Source organism: Melghirimyces algeriensis, assembly GCF_900182565.1.
Classification (GTDB): domain Bacteria; phylum Bacillota; class Bacilli; order Thermoactinomycetales; family DSM-45169; genus Melghirimyces; species Melghirimyces algeriensis.
Genome location: NZ_FXTI01000009.1, coordinates 101658 through 124573, shown reverse-complemented (window position 1 = coordinate 124573; position 22916 = coordinate 101658). Strand labels below are relative to the sequence as shown.

General features: G+C 44.8%; 18 protein-coding genes and 1 riboswitch. Of the genes, 10 read left to right on the top strand and 8 right to left on the bottom strand.

The window, feature by feature from the left end:
• Positions 1–134 precede the first annotated feature (134 nt).
• The 5 genes from FN782_RS13140 (at position 135) to FN782_RS13120 (ending at position 3877) form a co-directional block, all read left to right on the top strand.
• On the top strand, positions 135–827 hold the full coding sequence (locus FN782_RS13140; protein WP_142506262.1) for a DUF3891 family protein: 693 nt from the start codon (positions 135–137) through the stop codon (positions 825–827).
• A 37-nt stretch (positions 828–864) separates the two neighbouring features.
• Positions 865–1257: a VOC family protein gene (locus FN782_RS13135; protein ID WP_142506261.1), complete on the top strand. Its 393-nt coding sequence runs from the start codon at positions 865–867 to the stop codon at positions 1255–1257.
• A gap of 161 nt (positions 1258–1418) precedes the next feature.
• On the top strand, positions 1419–1889 hold the full coding sequence (locus tag FN782_RS13130; protein ID WP_142506260.1) for a TspO/MBR family protein: 471 nt from the start codon (positions 1419–1421) through the stop codon (positions 1887–1889).
• A 154-nt stretch (positions 1890–2043) separates the two neighbouring features.
• Positions 2044–3327 carry an APC family permease gene (locus FN782_RS13125; RefSeq protein WP_142506259.1) on the top strand — a complete coding sequence of 428 codons (1284 nt, stop codon included), beginning with the start codon at positions 2044–2046 and terminating at the stop codon, positions 3325–3327.
• Positions 3314–3877 (top strand): bifunctional transcriptional activator/DNA repair enzyme AdaA, encoded by a 564-nt coding sequence (locus FN782_RS13120; RefSeq protein ID WP_185956293.1) that lies wholly within the window; start codon positions 3314–3316, stop codon positions 3875–3877. Before FN782_RS13125 ends, FN782_RS13120 begins: the two co-directional genes overlap by 14 nt.
• A gap of 40 nt (positions 3878–3917) precedes the next feature.
• On the opposite strand, the gene FN782_RS13115 is transcribed toward FN782_RS13120, so the two are convergent.
• The 4 genes from FN782_RS13115 to FN782_RS13100 all read right to left on the bottom strand — a co-directional run bounded on the left by FN782_RS13115 (position 3918) and on the right by FN782_RS13100 (position 8497).
• On the bottom strand, positions 3918–4217 hold the full coding sequence (locus FN782_RS13115; RefSeq protein ID WP_185956292.1) for a hypothetical protein: 300 nt from the start codon (positions 4215–4217) through the stop codon (positions 3918–3920).
• Positions 4218–4394: 177 nt separating this feature from the next.
• Positions 4395–5570, bottom strand: a complete 1176-nt coding sequence (locus FN782_RS13110; RefSeq protein WP_185956291.1) for a S8 family peptidase — start codon at positions 5568–5570, stop codon at positions 4395–4397.
• Between the two features lie 116 nt (positions 5571–5686).
• Positions 5687–6862, bottom strand: coding sequence for a S8 family peptidase (locus tag FN782_RS13105; protein ID WP_142506257.1), 1176 nt, complete (start codon positions 6860–6862; stop codon positions 5687–5689).
• Positions 6863–7315: 453 nt separating this feature from the next.
• Positions 7316–8497: a S8 family peptidase gene (locus FN782_RS13100; RefSeq protein WP_142506256.1), complete on the bottom strand. Its 1182-nt coding sequence runs from the start codon at positions 8495–8497 to the stop codon at positions 7316–7318.
• Positions 8498–9339: 842 nt separating this feature from the next.
• Between FN782_RS13100 and FN782_RS13095 the strand changes: the two genes are divergently transcribed.
• From FN782_RS13095 to FN782_RS13085, 3 genes are all read left to right on the top strand, one after another.
• Positions 9340–10671, top strand: coding sequence for a tetratricopeptide repeat protein (locus FN782_RS13095; protein WP_142506255.1), 1332 nt, complete (start codon positions 9340–9342; stop codon positions 10669–10671).
• Positions 10658–11236 carry a T-complex 10 C-terminal domain-containing protein gene (locus FN782_RS13090; protein WP_142506254.1) on the top strand — a complete coding sequence of 193 codons (579 nt, stop codon included), beginning with the start codon at positions 10658–10660 and terminating at the stop codon, positions 11234–11236. The genes FN782_RS13095 and FN782_RS13090 overlap by 14 nt, the downstream gene beginning before the upstream one ends.
• A 394-nt stretch (positions 11237–11630) precedes the next feature.
• Positions 11631–14306, top strand: a complete 2676-nt coding sequence (locus FN782_RS13085) for an AAA domain-containing protein (protein ID WP_185956290.1) — start codon at positions 11631–11633, stop codon at positions 14304–14306.
• A gap of 201 nt (positions 14307–14507) precedes the next feature.
• On the opposite strand, the gene FN782_RS13080 is transcribed toward FN782_RS13085, so the two are convergent.
• On the bottom strand, positions 14508–15644 hold the full coding sequence (locus tag FN782_RS13080; protein ID WP_281285959.1) for a phytase: 1137 nt from the start codon (positions 15642–15644) through the stop codon (positions 14508–14510).
• Between the two features lie 560 nt (positions 15645–16204).
• Between FN782_RS13080 and FN782_RS13075 the strand changes: the two genes are divergently transcribed.
• On the top strand, positions 16205–17704 hold the full coding sequence (locus FN782_RS13075) for a Na+/H+ antiporter NhaC family protein (protein ID WP_142506252.1): 1500 nt from the start codon (positions 16205–16207) through the stop codon (positions 17702–17704).
• A 69-nt stretch (positions 17705–17773) separates the two neighbouring features.
• Here the strand turns inward: FN782_RS13075 and FN782_RS13070 are convergent, their stop codons facing one another.
• Complete coding sequence (locus tag FN782_RS13070; RefSeq protein ID WP_142506251.1) at positions 17774–18346, bottom strand: hypothetical protein; 573 nt, start codon at positions 18344–18346, stop codon at positions 17774–17776.
• Positions 18347–18546: 200 nt separating this feature from the next.
• A riboswitch (cobalamin riboswitch) is annotated at positions 18547–18738 on the top strand.
• A gap of 133 nt (positions 18739–18871) precedes the next feature.
• On the opposite strand from FN782_RS13070, the gene metE reads away from it, so the two are divergent.
• Entirely contained in the window at positions 18872–21160 is a 2289-nt protein-coding gene (gene metE / locus FN782_RS13065; RefSeq protein ID WP_142506250.1) for a 5-methyltetrahydropteroyltriglutamate--homocysteine S-methyltransferase, read from the top strand.
• 26 nt (positions 21161–21186) lie between these two features.
• On the opposite strand, the gene FN782_RS13060 is transcribed toward metE, so the two are convergent.
• Entirely contained in the window at positions 21187–22134 is a 948-nt protein-coding gene (locus tag FN782_RS13060) for a F510_1955 family glycosylhydrolase (protein ID WP_142506249.1), read from the bottom strand.
• Positions 22135–22213: 79 nt separating this feature from the next.
• Complete coding sequence (locus FN782_RS13055; RefSeq protein WP_142506248.1) at positions 22214–22774, bottom strand: hypothetical protein; 561 nt, start codon at positions 22772–22774, stop codon at positions 22214–22216.
• Between the last annotated feature and the right edge of the window lie 142 nt (positions 22775–22916).

Below are 22916 nucleotides of genomic sequence, written 5' to 3'. Positions count from 1 at the left end.
CGAAAATAGGTTTACATCAAAAATGTATGTGATGCCGGACATTATTTTGTTTGTCCAACCCAAAGTCATCCGGTTCTTTTTAAAGCGAAGTTGTGGAGAATGGCTCTCAGGGAGATAAGAAAGGGGCGTTAGAGATGATTGTCAGAGAAGAAGAAGATGGATATATTCTGATTCGTCAACATGATCATGGCAGAGTATCCGGAGATTTTGCAGACCATTGGAAGGACTTGCCTGACGCATCAACACGCATCGGCATCCGCTATCATGATGTAGGGTGGGAGGAATTGGATAAACAGATCAGATGGAACCCGATGACCGGCAAACCGTATACATTTGAGAATTATCCCATGGAACAGAAACTGGATGCGTATACTTCGGGGATCAACCGAGTGGAACGAATGGATGCGTTTTCTGCTTGCCTGTGCAGCATGCACTTTGTTTCTTTTTTTTCCAATCCGGTGGAATCGGTAGCCATTCAGTTTGTAGAGCGGGAAAAGGAGCGGCAACAGAGGTTGGTTCACAAGATGAAAAGGTTGGAACGCGACCGGTTGGCCCCTTGTCTTCGTATGTTGAAATTATGTGATGATCTCTCCCTCTTTCTTTGTCTCAATCCTCCGGGTAAAAATGAGCACCCTTGGTATCGGAAGGGGTTTTGGTTTGGTGATCAACATCTTTGCCCCATTTGGGAGAGTCCGAACGTTTTACGAATTGTCCCTTCACTCTTTGCGACTTCCTTTGAGGTAGTGATCCCCTATCAAATGATCCGTTTCTCTGGAGAACGACAAAAGGAAGGAGTCTATCGGATTCAAGTTATCGGAGGAGAGTAGGCTGAAAACATATCCGACTTTTTAGGAGGACGTGATCATGAACGTATCCGGCTTTAACCATATTACAATCCGCGTTTCCCGTTTAGAAACCTCACTCGCTTTTTACCGGGATATTCTTAAGATGAATCTTGTACACCAGGGACGGACGGATGTTTATCTTGAATGGGGAACGGCTTGGATTTGTCTGATCGAAACGGATGAAAGAAAAAAGGGTTCAAAGCGGGGGCCCGGTGTGGACCATATCGCTTTTTCTATCCAAGAAAAAGATTTTGATCAGGCAGTGGAACAGCTTCTAAGATATGAAATCCCGATTCTGCGAGGACCGGTTGAGAGAGGAGGAGGTCGGGTGGTAAACTTTCTTGATCCCGACCAAATTCAATTGGAGCTGAACACAGGAAATCTGTACACCCGAATGAAACATTGGAGATAGAGGCGTCATGGAAAGATCATCGGTTAAAAAACCGGTGCTTTTTTTATATAAAATCTGAGGTTAGATTTCGCAGAAAATCGGGGAAGGATGGTATTAAAGATCGTTGGCTCTCATATTTTCGTGGAAAAAGAATCTTGCCGGTGACATTGGAGGGTCAAGGAGTGATATACAGAGTATTTCTATTCATCGCCTTTCTTATGATATGTCTGGTTGTGACAGGTTTTGTTCCTTTATTTACAGACACCGGATCTGGATCATGGTATGATCAGTTACAAAAGCCATTTCTTTCCTTTCCCGGATCGTTGTTTGGATCGGTTTCAATGTTGTTTAGCCTCCTGATTGCATTTTCCGGGTGGAGCATTTGGCATAGTCAAGATACAAAAGAGCGAAGGGTTGCTCTTTTATTTTGGATAGTACAGTTTATTCTGTATGGTATCTGGAATGGGTTATTCTTTGTTCTTCGACAGCCTGGTATGGCCTTGTTGGAAATTCTTCTGCTGTGGTTTGCGATTGGAGGGTTTGTAATCGCTGCTTGGAAAGTGAGGCGGTTGGCTGCTTTCTCCTTTTTTTTCTATTGGGTTTGGATGACTTTTGTCACATTGCTGAATCTAAATATTTGGTGGCAGAATTGAAGCAAAATGGATGAGCAAAAAAGCGAACGACATCTTCTGAGGGGATATGATACATATAAGAAAAGCTATTGAAGGAAGGCGATTTCATGATACAGCGATATGGTGATTCTATCAAAAAAGGTATTGGGATTGTGAAGCTGGGAGATGGTTTGCAATGAAGAAATCCATTAATCTCTCTCAAGCCATCGCCCTATATATATCGGCAATCCTCGGCTCCGGTGTTTTGTTCTTATCAGCAGGAACAGCAACGGAAGCCGGACCGGCTTCCCTTTTGTCGTGGTTGATTGTGGTGCTGTTCAGTTTTCCATTGGCTTACACGTTTGCGTTTCTGTCCAAGGTCTGGCCGGATGCCGGAGGTGCTGCTACGTTTGTTCGGATGGCGTTTGGAAATCATGCCGGAAATTTGGTAGGGTGGTTTTATTTCTTGACAGCAGCTGTTGGTCAGGTGATTGTGTCTTTGACGGGTGCAAGCTATGCAGGTGTTGCCTTTGGATTGTCTGAATGGTGGGTTGCAGGACTGGCTTTAGTCATTCTGCTTCTCGGTGGCTGGTCCAATCACTGTGGCATCCGTGTCAGTGGTAAAGTGTCTCTGATTCTCAGTTCGATCCTTCTTTTTTTGATTGTTTTAACAATTATCTCCACTATTCCCTTTATTCGCTGGGATCACTTTCAACCATTTCTTCCAAATGGTTGGATTTCGGTCGGGACGGCTGTCATTATGATTTTTTGGTCTTTTTTTGGTTGGGAGGCGATTTGCAACCTGGCGGATCGATTTAAAGATCCTGAGAAGGATTCTGTTCCGAGTGCCATGATCAGTGCGGCGGTAATTGGTGTGGTATTTTTGTTGCTCAGTTGGATTACGATAGGCAGTGGAACTTATGGGGATTTGAATAGTGACTCCGCACCGCTGGGATTAATGATTCAGCGTTCATTGGGATTAGGCGCCCAGTGGGCAACTTCCATTCTCGCTTTTATTATTTGCACCGGGACGGTGAATGCGTTTATTGCCAGTCTGACCCAATTGGGATATGCTTTAAGCAGGGATCGGGCATTTCCATCCTGGTTCTATCATTTAAACCCCAAAACGAATACACCTACTCGTGTTGTATGGACGGTCGTGTTATTTGCCTCATCAGGTGTTGTACTTACGGTTCTCCGCAATATTCACTTTACCCAGTTGCTGTTTGTTCCCAATTCGCTTGGTATTGTGGTTTATATTGTTACGATGGGTGCATCTTTAAAACTGTTTGATAAATTTACCGCTCCTTGGATTACTGGGTTGGTTTCTTTCCTATTATTGATAGTCTTTGTTCCTTTTTTAGGATTTCATCTATTGGTTCCCATCATGGTTGGAGGAATGTATATGTTGTATATGAGTGTGCAAAAACATGGAAAGGGGCATTTGGGAGAAAGGAAGAGTAGGGATGAATCTGTCTGAACAGACCATGTGGAAAGCGGTGATTCACTGCGATCCATATTATGATGATTTATTTTGCTATGCGGTCAAAACCACAATGATTTTCTGTCGTCCTTCCTGCAAATCGAAAGAGCCCAAACCGTTTAATGTGGAGTATTTTTACCATCCGAAGCAAGCGATGCAAAAAGGATACCGCCCCTGTAAACGCTGCCGACCGGATTTACCAAGAGAAAATTGTGATATAGACGGAAAGACTGTTCGTATGGTAAAAACCATTCTGGACAGCGAGTATAGCCAACCGTGGACCTTGCAGAATCTGTCCAAGAAAGCAGGCGTCAGTCCCTGGCATTTGCAACGTATGTTTAAAAGCCGGATCGGAATCAGTCCCAAGCAGTATTTGATCAGGGTTCGTATTCAACAAGCAAAACAATTGCTTCTACAAGGTGAGTTAAACAATATGGAAGTCGGCTTTGAGGTTGGTTTTCAGAACGCGGGTCAGTTTTATAAAGCTTTTCGTAAAATTACTGGTTATACGCCTTCCAAATTTAAATGCCATTATTCACATAATTGAGCGAAAAATACAAAGAGGATCGGAATATATTCTCCGATCCTTAGATCACGTTACGCTTCTTTTTAATACAAACCGAATCCTCCGAAAGGACCTCCAAACCCTGGACTGAATCCTCCAAAGCCGGGACCGAAGCCCCCTCCATATTGCCCAAATCCTGGTCCGAATCCTCCGAACTGTCCATATCCATAAGGGCTTCCATATGAATCCCACCCACCATAATTGTAAGGGTTGGGTCCAAACCCATAGGGAGAGTATCCGAAACGGCGACCAAACCCTCTGCCAAAAGGAGGGCCATACTGGGATGCGTAGGGGGGATGGGTTTCAAACATCGATGAGCCATTGTGATAATCCTGCATTGCACTTCCTCCTCTTATGATGTTGACGCTTTATCCTACCCTTAAGAGGATGGGAATGTGCTTGTTTGCAGTGAAAAATGTATGATAAAGAAAGGAACAGGATCTATAAGTTCAAAAAATATTCCACAGGGGGTCATGAGAGGAACACCCTGTGGATATATTTAATAACGGATGGCACGATAGGCATTAATGCGTCCTTTCCGCCAGTAGGAGCCTGTTCCGCTGATCCGGTCGGCAGTGTTTTCGATGGCGGCACGGATATTGTTGTTCCTCCGACCTTGGGAATCTAAGAGGCCTGCCAGACCGGCAACATGGGAGGAAGCCATAGATGTTCCGCTTAGGAACCTATATCCACCAGAGTAGGTGGAGAAGATCCTCACACCTGGAGCGGCTACATCCACCCAGCTCCCGTAAGTGGAAGGAGAAGCTTTTCGATCGTTAGAGTCGGTGGAAGCTACAGCGATCACATTGGAATAGGCTGCCGGGTAGTGTTTAGCTGTGTTACCATTGTTTCCAGCGGCGGCAACAATGACAGCCCCTTTATTCCAGGCATAGTTGACGGCGTTTTCCAAGGTACTGGAATTATGTGCGGAGCCTAAGCTCAAATTGATGACATCGGAGCCATTGTTAGCTGTATGGATAATCCCGTTGGCTACATCTGACAATGTACCGCTTCCGGAATCGTTTAGGACCCGGACAGCGTAGATGGTTGCATTGGGTGCCATCCCCGCTACACCGCGGGAGTTGTTAGTGACAGCGGCTGCTGTTCCCGCCACATGGGTTCCGTGTCCATTCCCATCGTTGGGATCCCAATCACCATCTACATAGTCATAGCCACGGACGACTTTGCCGGACAAGTCGGGATGATTGTACTGCACGCCCGTGTCCACCACAGCAATCCGGGTGCTTTCGGAACTGCGGGTAATATCCCACGCAGCCGGAGCCTTCACTTTTTGAGGGCCATATTGGTAGCTCTGATAATAGGTGTCGTTGGGTGTCCAGTTTGCTCTAAAGATGTAGTTGGGTTCTGCGTATTCCACATTGGGATTCTTTTTATATTCCTTGACCGCCTTTTTGACGGATTTTCCCTTCACTTTTACCAGATCAAACTTTACTTTTTTTGTTTTGTTCCGTTTGATCAGTTTGGCACCTTCCTGTTTGTGGACCTTGGACATTTTACTTTGCTTGGTATCTGATTTAAATTTGACAATCACTTCTCCCTTTGCATACTTTGCCGGCTTCGGCTTGTTGGCAGCTTGTACCTCCGTGTTGGCCGGGGTAAAGAGAAGACTAAGTGTTAACGGAAGGACCAATAACACCGTAAGCGTTCGTTTCAAAAAGATCCCTCCCTATAAATGGAATGGATGCCTAATCTTCCTTTGGAGCCCATTTTGGACGTAGAGTGTTAATATATATCCAGGGCGTTCCATATGCAGAACGCCCTGGATATATTTTAGTAGTTGACGGCACGATAGGCGTTAATGCGCCCTTTCCGCCAGTAGGAGCCTGTTCCGCTGATCTGATCAGCGGTGTTTTCAATGGCGGCCCGGATATTGCTGTTGCTGCGTCCTTGGGAGTCCAGAAGACCCGCCAGGCCAGCCACATGGGGAGCGGCCATGGAAGTTCCGTTCAGATACCGATAGCCACCAGGCCAGGTGGAGAGGATATCGACACCTGGAGCGGCTACATCTACCCAGCTTCCATAGGTGGAGAAGGAGGCTTTGCGGTCGTTGGCGTCGGTGGCAGCTACCGAAATGGCGTTGGAATAGGCTGCCGGGTAGTGTTTTGCCGTGTTACCGGCGTTCCCGGCGGCAGCGACGACAACGGCTCCTTTGTTCCAGGCATAGTTGACGGCGTTTTCCAAGGTGCTGGAACCATATGCGGCGCCCAGGCTGAGGTTAATGACATCGGAGTCATTGTTGGCTGCATGGATAATCCCGTTGGCTACATCGGACAATGTACCGCTTCCGGAATTGTTCAGGACCCGGACAGCGTAGATGGTTGCATTGGGTGCCATCCCCGCTACACCGCGGGAGTTGTTAGTGACAGCGGCTGCTGTTCCCGCCACATGGGTTCCGTGTCCATTCCCATCGTTGGGATCCCAATCACCATCTACATAGTCATAGCCACGGACGACTTTGCCGGACAAGTCGGGATGATTGTACTGCACGCCCGTGTCCACCACAGCAATCCGGGTGCTTTCGGAACTGCGGGTAATATCCCACGCAGCCGGAGCCTTCACTTTTTGAGGGCCATATTGGTAGCTCTGATAATAGGTGTCGTTGGGTGTCCAGCTTGCTCTAAAGATGTAGTTGGGTTCTGCGTATTCCACATTGGGATTCTTTTTATATTCCTTGACCGCCTTTTTGACGGATTTTCCCTTCACTTTTACCAGATCAAACTTTACTTTTTTTGTTTTGTTCCGTTTGATCAGTTTGGCACCTTCCTGTTTGTGGACCTTGGACATTTTACTTTGCTTGGTATCCGATTTAAATTTGACAATCACTTCTCCCTTTGCATACTTTGCCGGCTTTGGCTTGCTGGCAGCTTGTACCTCCGTGTTGGCCGGGGTAAAGAGAAGACTAAGTGTCAATGGAAGCACAGACAGGACTGTAAGGGTTCGTTTCAAAGGAATCCCTCCTAAATGTGATGAAAATCGGAAGAACCATCTTTCTGTTCCTTTCGATTATTCGGAAAAATCGGTCGAAAGGAAGAAAATAGAAACACCGTCTTTTTGAATACAGTTTGACCACTGCATGTTTGTGACTTTTTAGTTCCCCTCTCCCTTCTGCTTAAATAAATTAAGAGGATCCTCTGGAAAATACTATAACATAATCTTGAGAAAATTTGAATATATTTTTTTATCTAAAAATAATAAATATAACAAATAAAGCCAAGATTGCTTTATTTAAGCGGGATATATATTATAATTTTTATTTTAAATAAAAACATACTTGGGAATTAGCAAGTTGTGGATTTGCTTTGTTAAGCAAAATGCTGGGATCTGAACGACTGCCGAAAATGTTGAAAAGGATCGGAGAGTATTCTCCGATCCGTGGGTCCCTCTTACTATAAATATATTTCAATAGTTGACGGCACGATAGGCGTTAATGCGTCCTTTCCGCCAGTAGTAGCCGGTTCCGCTGATCCGGTCAGCGGTGTTTTCAATGGCCGCCCGAATGTTGCTGTTGCTGCGTCCCTGGGAATCCAGGAGTCCTGCCAGGCCAGCCACATGGGGAGAGGCCATGGAAGTTCCACTCATGTATTGATAGCCATTCGGATGGGTGGATAAGATGTTTGTACCCGGAGCGGCTACATCCACCCAGGTTCCATAGGTGGATAGGGGATTTTTTCGATCGTAGGCGTCGGTATTTGCCACAGCGATGGCATTGCGATAGGCTGCCGGATAGTTTTTGGCAGTGTTGCCATCGTTTCCGGCGGCAGCAACGACGACTGCTCCTTTATTCCAGGCATAGTTGACGGCGTTTTCCAAGGTGCTGGAATAGTATGTGAAACCCAAACTGAGGTTAATGACATCGGAGCCATTGTTGGCTGCATGGATAATCCCGTTGGCTACATCAGACAATGTACCATATCCACGGTTGTTCAAAACACGGACAGCGTAGATGGTTGCATTGGGTGCCATTCCCGCTACACCGCGGGAGTTGTTGGTGACAGCGGCTGCTGTTCCCGCCACATGGGTGCCGTGTCCATTCCCATCGTTGGGATACCAGTCATTGTCCACAAAGTCATAACCACGAATCACTTTCCCGGACAAGTCGGGATGGTTGTACTGGACGCCCGTATCCACAATTGCAATCCGGGTGCTTTTGGAACCGCGGGTGATATTCCATGCAGCTGGAGCCTTCACTTTTTGAGGTCCGTATTGATAGCTACGGTAATAGGTGTCATTGGGAGTCCAGTCTGCTTTTACGATATAGTTGGGCTCTGCGTATTCCACATTGGGGTTCTTTTTATATTCCTTGACCGCTTTTTTGACGGATTTTCCTTTCACTTTTACCAGATCAAACTTCACTTTTTTGGCTTTGTTCCGTTTGATCAGTTTGGCGCCTTCCTGTTTGTGGACTTTGGCCATTTTCCCCTGTTTTGTATCTGACTTAAATTTGACAATGATTTCTCCCTTTGCATATTTTGTCGGTTTCTCTTTATTGGCGGCTGCCTGTGCATTTCCGCTCGCTGGGAAGAAGAAAAGACCAAGTATCAAAAGAAGAACAGACAACACTGTAAGAGTTCGCTTTAACAAAAGAATCCCTCCTAAATGTAATGAATATCGGTAACCATTTTTCTGTCCCTTTGCACTATTCGGAAAAGACGATCGAAGTGATAGTTATGGACTTCGCCATCGGCGAATGATTATGTTTGGATCGTGCCTTTCGATTAACCTCTCCCTTCCTCATAAAAAAGAGCAAATCAAAAGATATTTAGTAATATAACATAACTCCATTATGATTTAAATATATTTTTTGTTATAAAAAATAAATTTAACTTCATTTTCGGCGGGGGGTGTATATTTAATTCATATAGAAATATGTATGAATGGCGCTGTATAAGCCCCGGTATCAAATAAATATCACTTGTGGGGGCTCTGGAATGCATTCTAGAATTCCTGATTGTTCACAATAATTTTTTGTAAATGTAAAATTTTTGTGTGTATACCATTTCAAAACCTTTTTAGGGATCGAATGCCTAGGATGATCATTGTTTTTCTCAACATAGTAGTTTGCATAAACCGAATTGCTGTGAAGAGCAGGTTATCTGCTGAATGATACTCTTTATGGGATTCATTGGAATGAAAACTGATGGGATCGGAAAGCGACTCTTCCTTTCTCTTACTTTCACTGACAGATGCTACCACCAGGGTTTGAGGGGTTTATTATAAAATAAATAAAATTATATATTGTAATATGATATAAAAACAAGAAATTCGACAATATATGAGGGTGGAATGCGATTTGGGAAAATTATTTTTTAATATTTTTTTAGGAGGGGACAAGGATATGATTATCGTATATCTTAATAAGTATATTTCAGTGGATGGCTATTTGCTTTTGTAAGGAGAAGTAATTATTTGGAAAGGGGATTGTCATGTCTGCCATCGCGATTCGAGAAATTGGCGAAATTATAAGAAAAAACAGGAAAGAAAAGGGATTTCGTCTGGAGGATTTGGCTGACGAAAACATTTCATCAGCCACAATCAGTAATGTGGAACGTGGTATTCCGTATGTCAGTCTGGATAAGGTTCAATATTTGCTGGCCAAGCTGGGCATTGAGATGGACAAGCTTCCCAGTCTGTTAATGGATGAACAGCGGGAGAACAAAGATCTGGAATTTAAACTGTTTGCAATTGAGACCATGCGTGATGCATTTGGCAATACTGATGATCTCTTGAAAGAATTAAATGGGCTTGAATTGGAAGATTCCCATCCGTATGCAGCGACAGTTTGGTATTTAAAAGGGCGTTGCTACTGTCAAAACAGATTATGGGACAAAGCGGAGAGAGCATTGTCCAATGGTATACGCTTATCCAAGCAACACCCCTATGGAGAGAAAAGCAATATTGAAGCAGCATGCTTTACGGAGTTAGGACTCTGTAGTTACCATCAGAACAATTTGGAAACGGCATTGAAATTTACGGAAAGTGGTCTTGATGCTTTTCAAACGGAGGGGGACCGGAAGTTTATTCAATATAAGTTGTTACGGAATAAAGCAGTTTATCTAGAGCGATTGGGTCGGTTGAATGAGGCACTTCAGGTGGTTCAGGACACTTGGGATTACCTTTCCGAAATTCAACCGGTCAGTGTTGTTTTGAGTCTCTATTGTCTTCGCGCCGATCTATCTGTAAAAACGGGATTATACCAGGAAGCGATTGAAATTGCCAAAGATGGATTGAAAATAGCACAATTCGACCAACGGTATGGTCATCTGTTTGATTTATGGGCCATTCTCGGTAGTGCGTATATCAAGTTAATGGAATGGTCCATTGCAGAATACTGTTTTCGGATGGCATTGAAATTGAAAGACAAACCCATTCACCAACACTCACTGATTGATGCCTATACACGTTTGGGATTGATGTATTTGAAACAAGAACGCTGGGAAGAGGCTCGTGAGGTGATTGAAAAAGCAGTAGAAAATGGAAAGAAATTGAATCATGTACCATGGTTGATCAATGCGTATATCTCTTTGGGGGATTATTATCGGTTGCAAGGCGGAGATCAGCAGGCGATTTCTAGTTACCAAAACGCCTATGATCTCGCTTATGCGAACCAACTCCGTTACAAAGAGCAAACAATTCTCTTACGTCTCGCAAAATGTTGGGAAAAAATAGATGAGCAGGAATTTCAAAGATGTATGAGAAATATATACAAGGTGCAAGAAAAAATCAGTGAGGAGGATGATTTCCTTGAAAATCTCTAGTAAAGGGTTTTTGATTGGTGCAACTGTATTTGTTTTGGGACTCAGTATGACAAATATGCAAGGAGTGGACGGTTCCATGGAAGTAAGCCGCCATCCGGACGGTACGATGAAAGAGGATGTCCGTCACCCGGATGGCTCGATGGAAGTGAGCCGGCATCCGGACGGGACGATGAAAGAGGATGTCCGTCACCCGGACGGCTCGGTGGAAGTGAGCCGGCATCCGGACGGGACGATGAAAGAGGATGTCCGTCACCCGGACGGCTCGGTGGAAGTGAGCCGGCATCCGGACGGGACGATGAAAGAGGATGTCCGTCACCCGGACGGCTCGGTGGAAGTAAGCCGGCATCCGGACGGGACGATGAAGGAGGATGTCCGTCACCCGGACGGCTCGGTGGAAGTGAGCCGGCATCCGGACGGGACGATGAAAGAGGATGTCCGTCACCCGGACGGTTCGGTGGAAGTGAGCCGCCATCCGGATGGGACGATGAAAAAGGATGTCCGTCACCCGGACGGTTCGGTGGAAGTGAGCCGCCATCCGGATGGGATGATGGAGCAAAACGTTTAGCTGATCATTTATGATACATTGATGAAATATTCCAGATGGGAAGACCGGTCTCAGACCGGTCTATTTTTCTGGGGGGAATCGGATCTTTTTGGTACTTTTAAAACTAAAAAGATACAGTCAGCATGTTTACATCAGAGAAAGTAATTATAATGACCTATTTTTAATAGAACATGTGCAAAGTCAAGTCTTAAGATGATAGAATTTCATTTAAAGAGACAGGCGGTGGATTCATTTGTCTTTATTTATGTCTTTCTAGCTTCAGCTATCGGAGAGAAAAGCGAACGTACACAGGAACTTCCTTTGGTCGCACCATGAACACTTCCTTGGGTTGTGGTGAGAAAGGGGTGTTTTTTGCCTCTCTAACTTTGTTCATCAATTACGTGGGGTGTGTATGATGGAAGGACAACTAAATGAGCTGAAGAATCGGTTCAAAGATTTAAGTCTACACAATCGCTCCATTCGTTTGTTGAAGCTGGACAAAAAATGGGCGATGGATTTGTTGCAGTTGGATCAAGATCAGGAAGACGGAACAGCGGAAAAAGTGATAAAGGGGATCTTGTCACGCAGAGAGAAAGTATCCCTTTTGCGGATAAAAGGGGAGAATCAACGTTTGCAGTCATTGAGCCATCATTTGACAATGTTGTATCAAACGTTGAAAGAGGTTGAAGAAGAGACCGGTCTGTATGATCTGTATCTGGGTTATCCCTTTTTATCCGGAACTTTGGAAGATGGAACCTATATTCAGGCACCACTTTTTCTTTATCCCGTACGTTTGGAGAGACAGGATTCCAGTAATCGATTTTGGCGTCTGCATCGTGGAGAAGGAGGGCCGCAACTTAATCGGACATTGATGTTGGCGTTGAATACGTTTCATTCATTTCAAGTAGAGGATTCCATTTATGAGGAAGCGGAAAAGGAATCGCTCAAGGGAGACATCACACAGTGGACGCAGTGGCTACGTGATCTTGGTCTTCATCTTTCCGATCCGAATCCTGATATTCTCCCACTACCTGAATACAAAAAAGATGAACTTCCGGACCAAGCTCCTTTGACATTGAATCGTCATGCAGTATTGGGACATTTCCCCCAGGGAATGTCAGCGATTCTGAAAGATTGTCAAGAATTGATGTCAATGGATACGAAAGAGTTGGGAATGGTAGGAGAGCTTCTTCAAGCGGGAACGGATCGGCTGAAAGACGGTGTTTCTACAGAAGAGGATGAGGAATGCAAACGGGAGTTGCCGGAAAAAGAACGGTTTTATCTTCTCCCTTTCGATGTGTCCCAGGAACGAATTTTGCTGAATGCTCGCGAAAAGAAAACGTTGGTGATCGATGATCCGCCAGGTACCGGAAGATCTCAGATGATCGTAAATTTGATCGGAGATGCCTTGTCGCAGAGGAAAAAAGTGTTGTTGGTTTCACCGAAACGGGCGGCTTTGGATGGGGTGTACCAACGTTTGGATGGACTAGGGCTGAGCAAGTATACAGCTTTGGTTCATGATGAAAAGGCGGATCGAAAGAAGGTGTATACCCAGATTTATCATTTACTTTCTTGGTCGAAAGAAAGCCTTTCTGATCCAACGGAGCAGTTCGAATCTCTGTGTCAGCGATTGGAAGATCAAAAAGCCAAGTTGGACGCTGTCCAAAAAGGGCTGTATGAGCCACACCGCAGTGGATATCATGCCCATGAACTCTATTCGCGGGTTCAATCGCATGATCAGTTGAAAGATGTGATCGATCTCAGTGGGTTTTTGAATAAGTTGGATCGACACAGCCTGGAGGATGTTTTGCAGGAAGTTTCCACATATGCGTCCTTTTATCAGCGTTTCGGTCAAAGGGATTATCCTTTAAACAAGCGTCAGTCTTTTGCCTCTTTGGATCATCAGTCTTTTACGTTTATACGAGAGCGATTGGATAATATTTACCGCAAGGCAAAGAAAGCGGAAGAATACTTGAGAGCTTTGCATCATCCCAAGATCACCCCGGCCTATACATGGCTGGTAAGTGACCGACTGGAAAAGGTTTATTCGACTCTGGGGATTCAGAAGAAAAATATCATTCATAAAATACGCTTCTGGTGGTGGAGATCTTTTGCCGGAAAAGAGATCATTCAGAAGCTGTTGCAGGGGAACTCATTTCCCGGAACAACCTCAACATCGGAATGGACCCATATTCAAGACAGTCTACGGGTGATGTATGATCTGGCGCAGATAACAGAGCAAATGAAGCAGGAAATGGATCAGTTACAGCCCTATTTCCAGGACAACTGGATTCAGGATCTGAAGAATGCGATCTCAGAGGGGAATGTTCCAAGCAGCAAACTGTTGCAGGTAATTCAACATTTCGACTCAGATTTTGCTGATCTGCGGGAAATGGATCGTTTCCTGGAACAAACCTCTTCATTGGCGAGGGAAATGATCGCTTATGTACACAAGCAAATCGGGTGGCAGGCAGAGGGTTTATCCAAGCGCTGGACAGAGGCCATTCGACAAAATGCATATGTCCAATGGTTGGATGAAATAGAGAAACAGTATCCCATGATTGCCAATATATCTTCAGATGAATATGAGGAAATTCGTCAGTCATACAAAGAATTGTTGCAGGAAAAAAGAGAGATTGCAAGAAAGTGTCTGCTCCGAAACATTTCCCAACGAGTGGAGCAGCGGAAGAAAGAGTTCCCCAAAGCTGTAAAAGAGCTTCGGCATCAAGTGGGGAAAAAGCGGCTAATTTGGCCTCTTCGTAAGTTGGTTCGTCAATTTTCTGGGTCAGGGTTGTTGGAGATCGTGCCTGTGTGGTTAACGAATCCAGAGACACTTTCTTCCATTTTCCCTTTGGAAAAGGGAATGTTTGATATGGTCATTATTGATGAAGCATCCCAATGTAGAGTGGAGGATGGTCTTCCTTCTGCCTTTCGGGGAAAACAGGTGATTGTTGCAGGGGATGAAAGACAGCTTCCTAATTCCGATTATTTTCAAGATATGATGGCTGATGACGAAGAAAAGCCGGGATTTGAGATGGAAGCATCGGAGAGCCTTTTACGAATTGCACAAGTAAAGGGAAGGAAAACATGAAAGTAACTAAACTCCCCAACCGACACTCGTCGTATCTAGCTGTAAGGAGCCCGGCTGTTTGGCCGGGCTTTTCTAGTGGTACACGATGACACATTCCGGTCTGAAGGGGAGTTATTCTTGCTATTGGACTAGAAGGGCAATGAGATCCGGAAGAGACGGCTGAAGGCGATCTTCCATAGGAAGATTCGCATCCGTTTGATCTTATCGTTTCCGTTTGGTCAATGTACGTGGATTGACAGCATCGTCCGTCCACAACTCTGGACAAAAGGACTCTGCGATCGTTTCCCATCTTACCATTTTAAAATTTTGGTTGGCGATTCTGCCATTCTCCCGATTTTGTCCATCCTGGGCGATAAACAATCCATAGGGATAGGCATCACCCAAACCGAATCCAATGACATCGATCCCATCGGTTTCCTCCGTGCCGTCCGTTTTGTCACCATCGACAATGCGAAAGTTGCCAATGTATTTGTTTTTTCCCTTCCGATCATAAATCGCATAGCTGTTATCGCCTTGACTGGAGGCGATTAAATACCCTTTTCCCTTTGCCCCGTAGTACAGTGTCAAACCCTCAATATCCGCGTGCAGGTGATTTCCATCCGCACGATCCACGATCGTCGGCTCTCTGTCGCCATTCGGTTCAGCGTCATATTTCCAGATTGCCACTTCCTCTTCCGCTATGTAGAGATACCCGTATTCGTCATCGACGACCATCCCTTCCGCTTTTGACCCCAATTTGAATTCCCGCACTTTCTTGCCTTTTACCCTGCCTTTTCCATTGTCATAGAGTCGGTATTGTTCAAATTCCCCCTGTTTTCCCACAACCATCGCATAAAAATCTCCGCTTCGACGGCTCTGGTACAGACTAAATCCATACACTTCCGTCATATCCGCTTGGATTGGATGTGCTGCAATATTCTTCAATTTTCCGGTTTGAGAGATTGAAAAGATGTCAATCGTATTGGTTGTGCGGTTTGTACCTGCTACGATATCCACTTTTTTCTCTCCCAGCGGAAAGTTGTAGCGCACATCCACATTGTTGATTCTCCCTAGATCAACGGAGTTTACTTGTTTCCCTTCCAAATTGTAGATATTCAACCCTTTTTTCTTATCCGTTCCGATCAGAAGACTCTTTTCCGAATCGGTCGGATGGACCCAGATGGCGGGATCGTCCGCGGCATCCTCTTCGCTTTCCACCGGTTCCGTCTCCGCATCAGCCGTTACCTCGACATGGAGCGGCTTTGGAGATCGCGATTCTGGTCGTCCCTCCACCACTCCAGTAAACGAATGAAACACCATGAAAAACGTCAAGAGACAAGAGATAACGATTTTTCGCATAGTTGATTTTTCTTCCTCCCTTAGATAAGTTGTTGTCTTAACTTATAATAAATGGTAAATATGAAGTAATAGATAAATAATTATTAATATTTTTTATATTCCGCGAACCGGAAAAAACGCGTTCCTCAATGAATGTAGGCTACTGCAAAGGATTTTGAATCCGGTTTTGGAAAGCAGGTTTGGATACCCTGCGGGATATGGTGATCAAGTGGAGACACAGGTCGGGGTTTCTGGTGACCAGTGAATCTGGCAGCGATTGTTTCCAGGGACCCACAACGGAGCTCCTAGGGTGGTTTGTGGTGTAAGAAAGTGAGAGAATGAGATGCTTATTAATGGGGATTTATCTTTCCTTGAAGCAGAGAGAAAAGATTGAATCGCGTGGATGAAGCCCAATGATTATTTCCTTTAAATAACAGGTATCATTTGTGTAAATCCGGAGACAACAAGTGCAATATGTAGAGAGAAACCGGATATCCAATATATTTTGGTTTGATCCCGAAGGGATCAATGGTAGTATTAAAAAAATCAAGATATCTTGTATACAGAAAGGAGAGAATGAGTTGACAGAGACTTGGTTATCGCTCCTTCCGCCATTGATCGCGATTGGAGCAGCGTTATTGACACGTGAGGTGATTTTGTCCCTATTACTGGGTATAGCGAGTGGCAGTGTGATTTTAGCTGATTTTTCTGTCACCCAGGGATTGGCTGATTCATTTCAGGTGATTTTTGCACAGATTGCTGATCCGGAATGGTCGGTTCCTACCATTATTTTCCTTCTGATTTTGGGAGGACTGACCAATCTGATTGGTGAATCCGGTGGAGCGGAAGGATTTGGCCGATGGGCGATGTCCAATGTGAAATCGCGGGCTGGTGCACAAATGGTTCCATTTGCAGCAGGTTGCGCCGTCTTTATCGATGATTATTTCAACTGTCTGGCTGTCGGTCAAATTGCACGTCCGATTACGGATCGACAGGGTGTGTCCAGAGCCAAGCTGGCATATATCCTGGATGCTACCGCTGCCTCTGTCTGTATTCTGGTTCCTTTATCCAGTTGGGGAGCTTACCTGATGTCCCAGATCGCCAAGCCGATTCAACAGTATGGTGTGGACAGTTTGTCTCCGATGACAGCATTTATCTCATTAATTCCTGCCAACTATTATGCAATTTCGGCTCTCCTGCTGGTTTTTCTGACTGTCTGGCTCCGAATTGATTTCGGTCCGATGAAAAAGCACGAACAGAAAGCGATGCAGAGTGTTCAAAAGCAACGTGTTGAATCACAACAAAACGGGAAAAGCGTGATGGACCTGGTGCTTCCTTTGGCCATGCTAATCGGAGTAACCCTGTTTTTTATCTTGCAAACAGGAGGCTATTTTGAACAGAAGAAGGGGGTCATCCAGGTATTGGGTGATGCTGATGTCATGCTCTCTCTTCTATACGCCGGGGTCATTTCAATCATTTTTACCGCTGTTCTCTATATCCCTCGCAAACGGATTCAGGCTGGAGAATTTCTTTCTATATTTTCCAAAGGGATGGAGAGTATGCTTGGTGCGGTAGTGATCCTTGTATTGGCCTGGTCGGTAGGGGATATTGTGGAAAAACTGGGTACAGGGGAATATTTGGCCGGTTTGGTGAAATCGGCGAGTCTGCCATTGGAAATGATGCCGATTGTCCTCTTTATCATTTCCGGTATAATGGCTTTTTCCACAGGGACATCATGGGGGACATTTGCCATTATGATTCCAATCGGTGCCGCGATTGCCGGACAGTTTTCCCCGGACTGGGTTTTGCCTTTTATCGGTGCAGTTTTGGGTGGTGCCGTATTTGGTGATCACTGTTCGCCTATTTCCGACACCACGATTCTGTCTTCCGCCGGTGCTCAATGCGATCATATGGATCATGTGCGTACCCAATTGCCCTATGCTTTGTTGGCGGCGGGAACTGCCAGTGCAGGATATTTGGTTTACGGTTTGTTGCATGAGGTGTGGATCGGTTTGGTAAGTGCTGTGACCCTGTTGGTGGTTGTTCTCCTGTTTATCAAAAAAAGAAGCGTTCGTTATTGACCCTCTGATTTTGAATGCTGAAAAAACAGCCCGGTGGCAACTGGGCTGTTTTTGTTCAAGGTACGGTTTTTATTGAGTTTCTTCATACTTCATTTCAACGGAAAATGAGCCTATCGAAATGCCGTCAAGGGGATTATCAGATGATATGGACTTATTTCCGTGGATAATAAATCGATCTTTCTTTGCCAGCTCAATCACTTGATTTAAATCATCATCTTTTTTGAGTTTAATCAACACCTGGATGGTTTCCTCTTTTTCTTTTTTGGGTGGAAAATCATAGCTAAAAGGGTTTTTTTGAGTCCACAGTACTCTCTTCTTCATTTCCTCTGAGAAGGTGGGTTGGTATGCAAATCCAAAAATCCCGACAAATTTAGAGGTGTTGTTTAATTCACAGCGATACTGAATAAACCGATAACGCTCTGAATGTTGAAGCAGATCCTCTGCCTGTTTGGCATTTAGTCCAAAACGATGCATCCATTCATTTTTATCCATATTTAACTCATCCACTCGATCAATATTGATGCTTACTATTTTTGCCTTGATCGGTGAGCCGCTTAAAAGAGTAAAATAAATACCAAAAAACAAGACCATTACAATTAAGGTCACTTTTACATATATCTTTGGCTTTAGAAAAATTTTCATTTTTATCCTCCTGACACCGAAGAACATGGTGATCGTTCCCACTTATATATTTAAATCTATATTGATGTATGGATCAATATAGGGTATTTTTGGATAAAGGGCTGTCAACATCCCCTATCCAAAGGAAATATTTGAATCATTAAAATTGGTTATTGACTTTTGTTTAATTCCATGTAATCCTATAGTTTAACTAGGAAATAGAACATGCAAAGGGAACAGGTACCTTGTCGCTGTGGATGAGGTTTAAAAGGGAAGTCGGTGGAAATCCGACGCGGTCCCGCCACTGTAACAGAGAAGTTGACGCTTGTACATGTCACTGGTATTTACCGGGAAGGCAAAGCGTGCAGCAAGGATTCTGAAGCCAGGAGACCTGCCTGTTTCAACGCCACTGCTGGACCTACGGAGGATAGGGAGGTGTGCTTGGAATAAATGGATTCAAACCATTCGTATGGTTTGAATGTTTCAGGCATCCCTTTTTTCAGATTTCTGGGATGTTTTTTAATTTGCTTATAAGGAGGATGTTTAATGAAATGGGTGAAAAGCAGTAATCTTGGATATCCGCGCATTGGGGAACAACGAGAATGGAAAAAAGCATTGGAGTCTTATTGGGCTGGTGACTTAACCCAGGAATCCTTGATGAAACAACTGAAAACCATACGGCTCAATAATCTGAAAAAGCAGGCGGATAAAGGGATTGATTGGATTCCTGTCGGTGACTTTACATTATATGATTCCATGTTGGATACAGCCGCCATGTTTGGGCTGGTTCCTCGTCGGTTTGGCTATGATGGGGGGCCGGTATCGGTCAACACATATTTTGAAATGGCCAGGGGAAGTCAAGACCGTGTCGCTTGTGAAATGACAAAATGGTTTAACACCAACTACCATTATATTGTACCGGAGTGGGAAGGGCTCAAGCCTCAGTTGACGGAGAATCGGCCACTCAGGGAATACCGGGAAGCAAAAGCCGAGCTGGGCATTGAAGGAAAGCCTGTCTTGATTGGCCCCTATACGTTTTTAAAGTTGTCCAAGGGATATGAACAGAAGGATTTCAGCCAATATCTGGAAATTCTGGTTCCATTATATAAACAGGTGCTCGCTGAATTGGAAAGAGAAGGAGTGGAGTGGGTGCAGATGGATGAACCCATCCTAGTCACCTCTTTTCCCAAGGAAGAAATGAAAATTGTGGTGGAGGTTTACCAAGAACTTCGTCAGGCGGCTCCTTCATTGAAGCTGATGTTACAAACATACTTTGATTCCATTGAATACTATCCCGAAACGGTAGAGCTTCCTGTTCAAGGGATTGGACTGGATTTTGCGGCAGGCAAGAAGAATTTTGATCTGATCAAGTCCCACGGTTTCCCAGATGACAAAGTATTGGGAGCCGGCATTGTGGATGGTCGCAATATCTGGCACAGTCGTCTGTCAGAAAAGGCAGAGATTTTGGAATGGTTGACCTCCTTTGGATCGGGTGTGTTTGTTCAGCCTTCGTGCAGTTTGATTCATGTTCCTGTTACGGTAACAGCAGAGACGGAGCTGGACCCGTTGCTGAAAAAAGCCTTATCGTTTGCTGATGAAAAATTGGACGAAGTGGAAATATTAACCCAACACCTGCGGGAAGGAAGGGAAAAAACGGTTGATCGATTGAAGGAGAGCAATAAAAGGCTGGATGATTTGGATCAATCCGATCTTCGTCATCAACCCCAGGTTCGGGAAGCGGTTAAAGATGTGAAGCCTCAGGATACCGTACGCACTCCCTTTGAATTACGATGGGAGAAGCAGCAGAAACGGTGGAATCTTCCTCTTTTTCCGACCACAACGATTGGTAGCCTTCCCCAGACGAAAGAAGTCCGACGTGCCCGGCTGAAAAGGCGGAAAAAAGAGTGGTCAGAGGAACGCTACAACAAGTTCGTTCAAGAAAAAATCGTTGAGTGGATTCGCCTTCAGGAAGAGGTTGGTTTGGATGTTCTGGTTCATGGAGAATTTGAACGCTCCGATATGGTGGAGTACTTTGGAGAAAGGTTGGAAGGGTTTGCCTTCACCCGAAATGGATGGGTTCAGTCTTACGGCTCCCGTTGTACCCGACCTCCGATCCTTTACGGGGATGTTCGATTTGTAGAACCGATGACGGTTAGGGAGAGCTCTTATGCTCAATCCCTTACGGATAAACCGGTGAAAGGGATGTTGACTGGTCCCAGCACCATTTTAAACTGGTCTTTTGTTCGGGATGACATTCCTCGACGGGATGTTGCGTTCCAGGTGGCTTTAGCTTTGCGAGAAGAGGTGCAACATTTGGAGTCCGCTGGAATTGAAATGATTCAAGTGGATGAACCGGCTCTAAGAGAAGGGTTGCCTTTGAAAAAGGAAGCGTGGTCCGATTTTCTCGCCTGGTCTGTTGAAGCCTTCCGTCTGGCGACTTCATCGGTGAAGGATACAACGCAGATCCATACGCATATGTGCTATTGTGAATTTAGTGAAATCATTGACTCCATTCGGGACTTGGATGCAGATGTCATTTCCATAGAAACATCCCGCAGCCACGGAGAGTTGATTGAAGTCTTTGAAAAGCATACCTATGATCATGGCATTGGACTGGGGGTTTATGATATACACAGTCCCCGAATCCCTCAAGTGGAAGAGATGGAAAAGATTATTAACCAGGCGATTGGTGTGCTGGACCCTAGCCTGTTTTGGATCAATCCGGATTGTGGGCTAAAAACACGAAGGAGAGAAGAAGTGATTCCAGCGTTGAAAAATATGGTGAAAGCCGCGGTTGGTGTACGAGACCGTTACCGTCTCAGTAATCAACCCTGATGTGAACCAATAAATCCCAGTGCTTTTCAGGCACTGGGATTTGTTTCATCAGTTTCCCCTTTTCCCTGCGACACCTGTGTCCAAGTTCCTCCTCCATCACGGCTGGTATAGATGTTTCCATCAAACGTGGAAATGGCTAACGTTTCAGGATTGCTGGAGCTTTGCGCAATAAACTGAATGGCGTCGTTTGTATGATCAAAGGGGAGAGGGACTTCCTTTTTCTTTTTTGATCGGATATTCAGATGGTATAGATGGGGTTGGTCGGTGTAAGTACCAATCCATATTTTTTCCGGATTTTTGCGGTCGTGTAGCAAAGCGGTGGCTTGAATACCCGTCCATACGTTTTCAAAGTCTTTTTTATTTCCGCTTTTCAGATAAACACCTTGGTCGGTACCGACAACCAATGCATCTGCTTTTTGCGGATGGGCATCCATGGTGATCATTTTACCGTCGATCCCTTTTGTGGAGACTCTGTTCCACTTTTCTCCCTTTTTCTGTGAAGTATAAAGCCCTGTCTCCAATTCTTCATTGGGATGTTCATTCCAAACAAAGATTGCTCCTGATTCAAAACCGGCTGTCATATAGTGAAAATCGGATTCCCCTTGGAATTTGACAGGGGTCCACGATTGACCTTCATCATTGCTGATGATTAAGCCCAAAGGGTCCGGTAGATTGGAGCCTTCGGCCGGATGCCCGCTGGCGAAGATCCCATGTTGGGTGTAGGAGAAGCCCATGAGATCGTGGCTTTCTCCCACAGGACCGGTCCATGAACGGTTTTGATAGCGGTAGATTCCGTGGTGGGTTGCTGCGATCAATGTTTTTCCATCATCTGAATAGGAAAGACCATGGATATGTGGAGTACTTAGTGCACCTTTTTGCTCTTCTGTTTTTCCATCCCCAGCATTGCAGGCGAAAAGTGACAGAGATGCAACGACGGTTACAAGAATGATCCCTATTTTTCTCCGGCGTTTCATGAGCAGCACCCTCTTAGTGATTGTGAGATATTTTCCAGTGTAGCCGGAAAACGAATGGTTCATGCTTGGATAGGGAAGGTCACTTCTCAGGAATGGACTCTTTCACCAAATGTGCCAAGAACAGCTTTAAATAGAATAAGGGGTAAAACCATTCCAGTCCTGGTGGGGTATTCAGATAATACTGGATTAAAGCAAGGGATAGGGTATAAAAAATGAACGCCACCAATCGCTGAATAAACAGAGGAACGCTTAGAATGATCAGACTGGCAAGGAGTAAAAACAAATAGGCAACAGTCGCTTGAATCCATGTGATCTCAGTGAATAACAGTGCCAAAATAAAGGGTTGGATATGAATGAGCACAAAGTAGATATGATCTTTTTTGGTTTGAGAGGGGCGGTGCCACCATGCCTTTGCGGAATTGGAGGCATTGACGCTCACTCCTCCCGTGATATCCACAAAAATGAGAATGACGATCAGTAATTGCACCCATGACCATTGAATCTCCCGAATGCCCAAACTGATCAGAAAGGCAACAGCGGTTAGAATGATCCATAGTCCGTTGATCCAGTTTTCAACACGTGTAGACTCCGGCCCTGCTAACTGTGACCATGCTTTTTTTACCCAATTCTGTGAACTCATGTGTCAGTATCCCCTTTCTTTTACCGGGTTCACAAAGATGAATCAGCACTCATTTGGATCAGTATTGACCAAAAAATGAATTCGTTCAAAAATGAATGTATTCATATTTTAACGCTAATGAAATGCAAACGTCAACTCAAAA

What these genes read in the sequence shown, in the direction of transcription:
- FN782_RS13080 (WP_281285959.1), bottom strand. Translation starts at nt 15,644, where the DNA reads ATGCGAAAAATCGTTATCTCTTGTCTCTTGACGTTTTTCATGGTGTTT.
- FN782_RS13120 (WP_185956293.1), top strand. Translation starts at nt 3,314, where the DNA reads ATGAATCTGTCTGAACAGACCATGTGGAAAGCGGTGATTCACTGCGAT.
- FN782_RS13070 (WP_142506251.1), bottom strand. Translation starts at nt 18,346, where the DNA reads ATGAAAATTTTTCTAAAGCCAAAGATATATGTAAAAGTGACCTTAATT.
- FN782_RS13095 (WP_142506255.1), top strand. Translation starts at nt 9,340, where the DNA reads ATGTCTGCCATCGCGATTCGAGAAATTGGCGAAATTATAAGAAAAAAC.
- FN782_RS13115 (WP_185956292.1), bottom strand. Translation starts at nt 4,217, where the DNA reads ATGGCTCATCGATGTTTGAAACCCATCCCCCCTACGCATCCCAGTATG.
- FN782_RS13125 (WP_142506259.1), top strand. Translation starts at nt 2,044, where the DNA reads ATGAAGAAATCCATTAATCTCTCTCAAGCCATCGCCCTATATATATCG.
- FN782_RS13140 (WP_142506262.1), top strand. Translation starts at nt 135, where the DNA reads ATGATTGTCAGAGAAGAAGAAGATGGATATATTCTGATTCGTCAACAT.
- metE (WP_142506250.1), top strand. Translation starts at nt 18,872, where the DNA reads ATGAAATGGGTGAAAAGCAGTAATCTTGGATATCCGCGCATTGGGGAA.
- FN782_RS13055 (WP_142506248.1), bottom strand. Translation starts at nt 22,774, where the DNA reads ATGAGTTCACAGAATTGGGTAAAAAAAGCATGGTCACAGTTAGCAGGG.
- FN782_RS13135 (WP_142506261.1), top strand. Translation starts at nt 865, where the DNA reads ATGAACGTATCCGGCTTTAACCATATTACAATCCGCGTTTCCCGTTTA.
- FN782_RS13060 (WP_142506249.1), bottom strand. Translation starts at nt 22,134, where the DNA reads ATGAAACGCCGGAGAAAAATAGGGATCATTCTTGTAACCGTCGTTGCA.
- FN782_RS13085 (WP_185956290.1), top strand. Translation starts at nt 11,631, where the DNA reads ATGGAAGGACAACTAAATGAGCTGAAGAATCGGTTCAAAGATTTAAGT.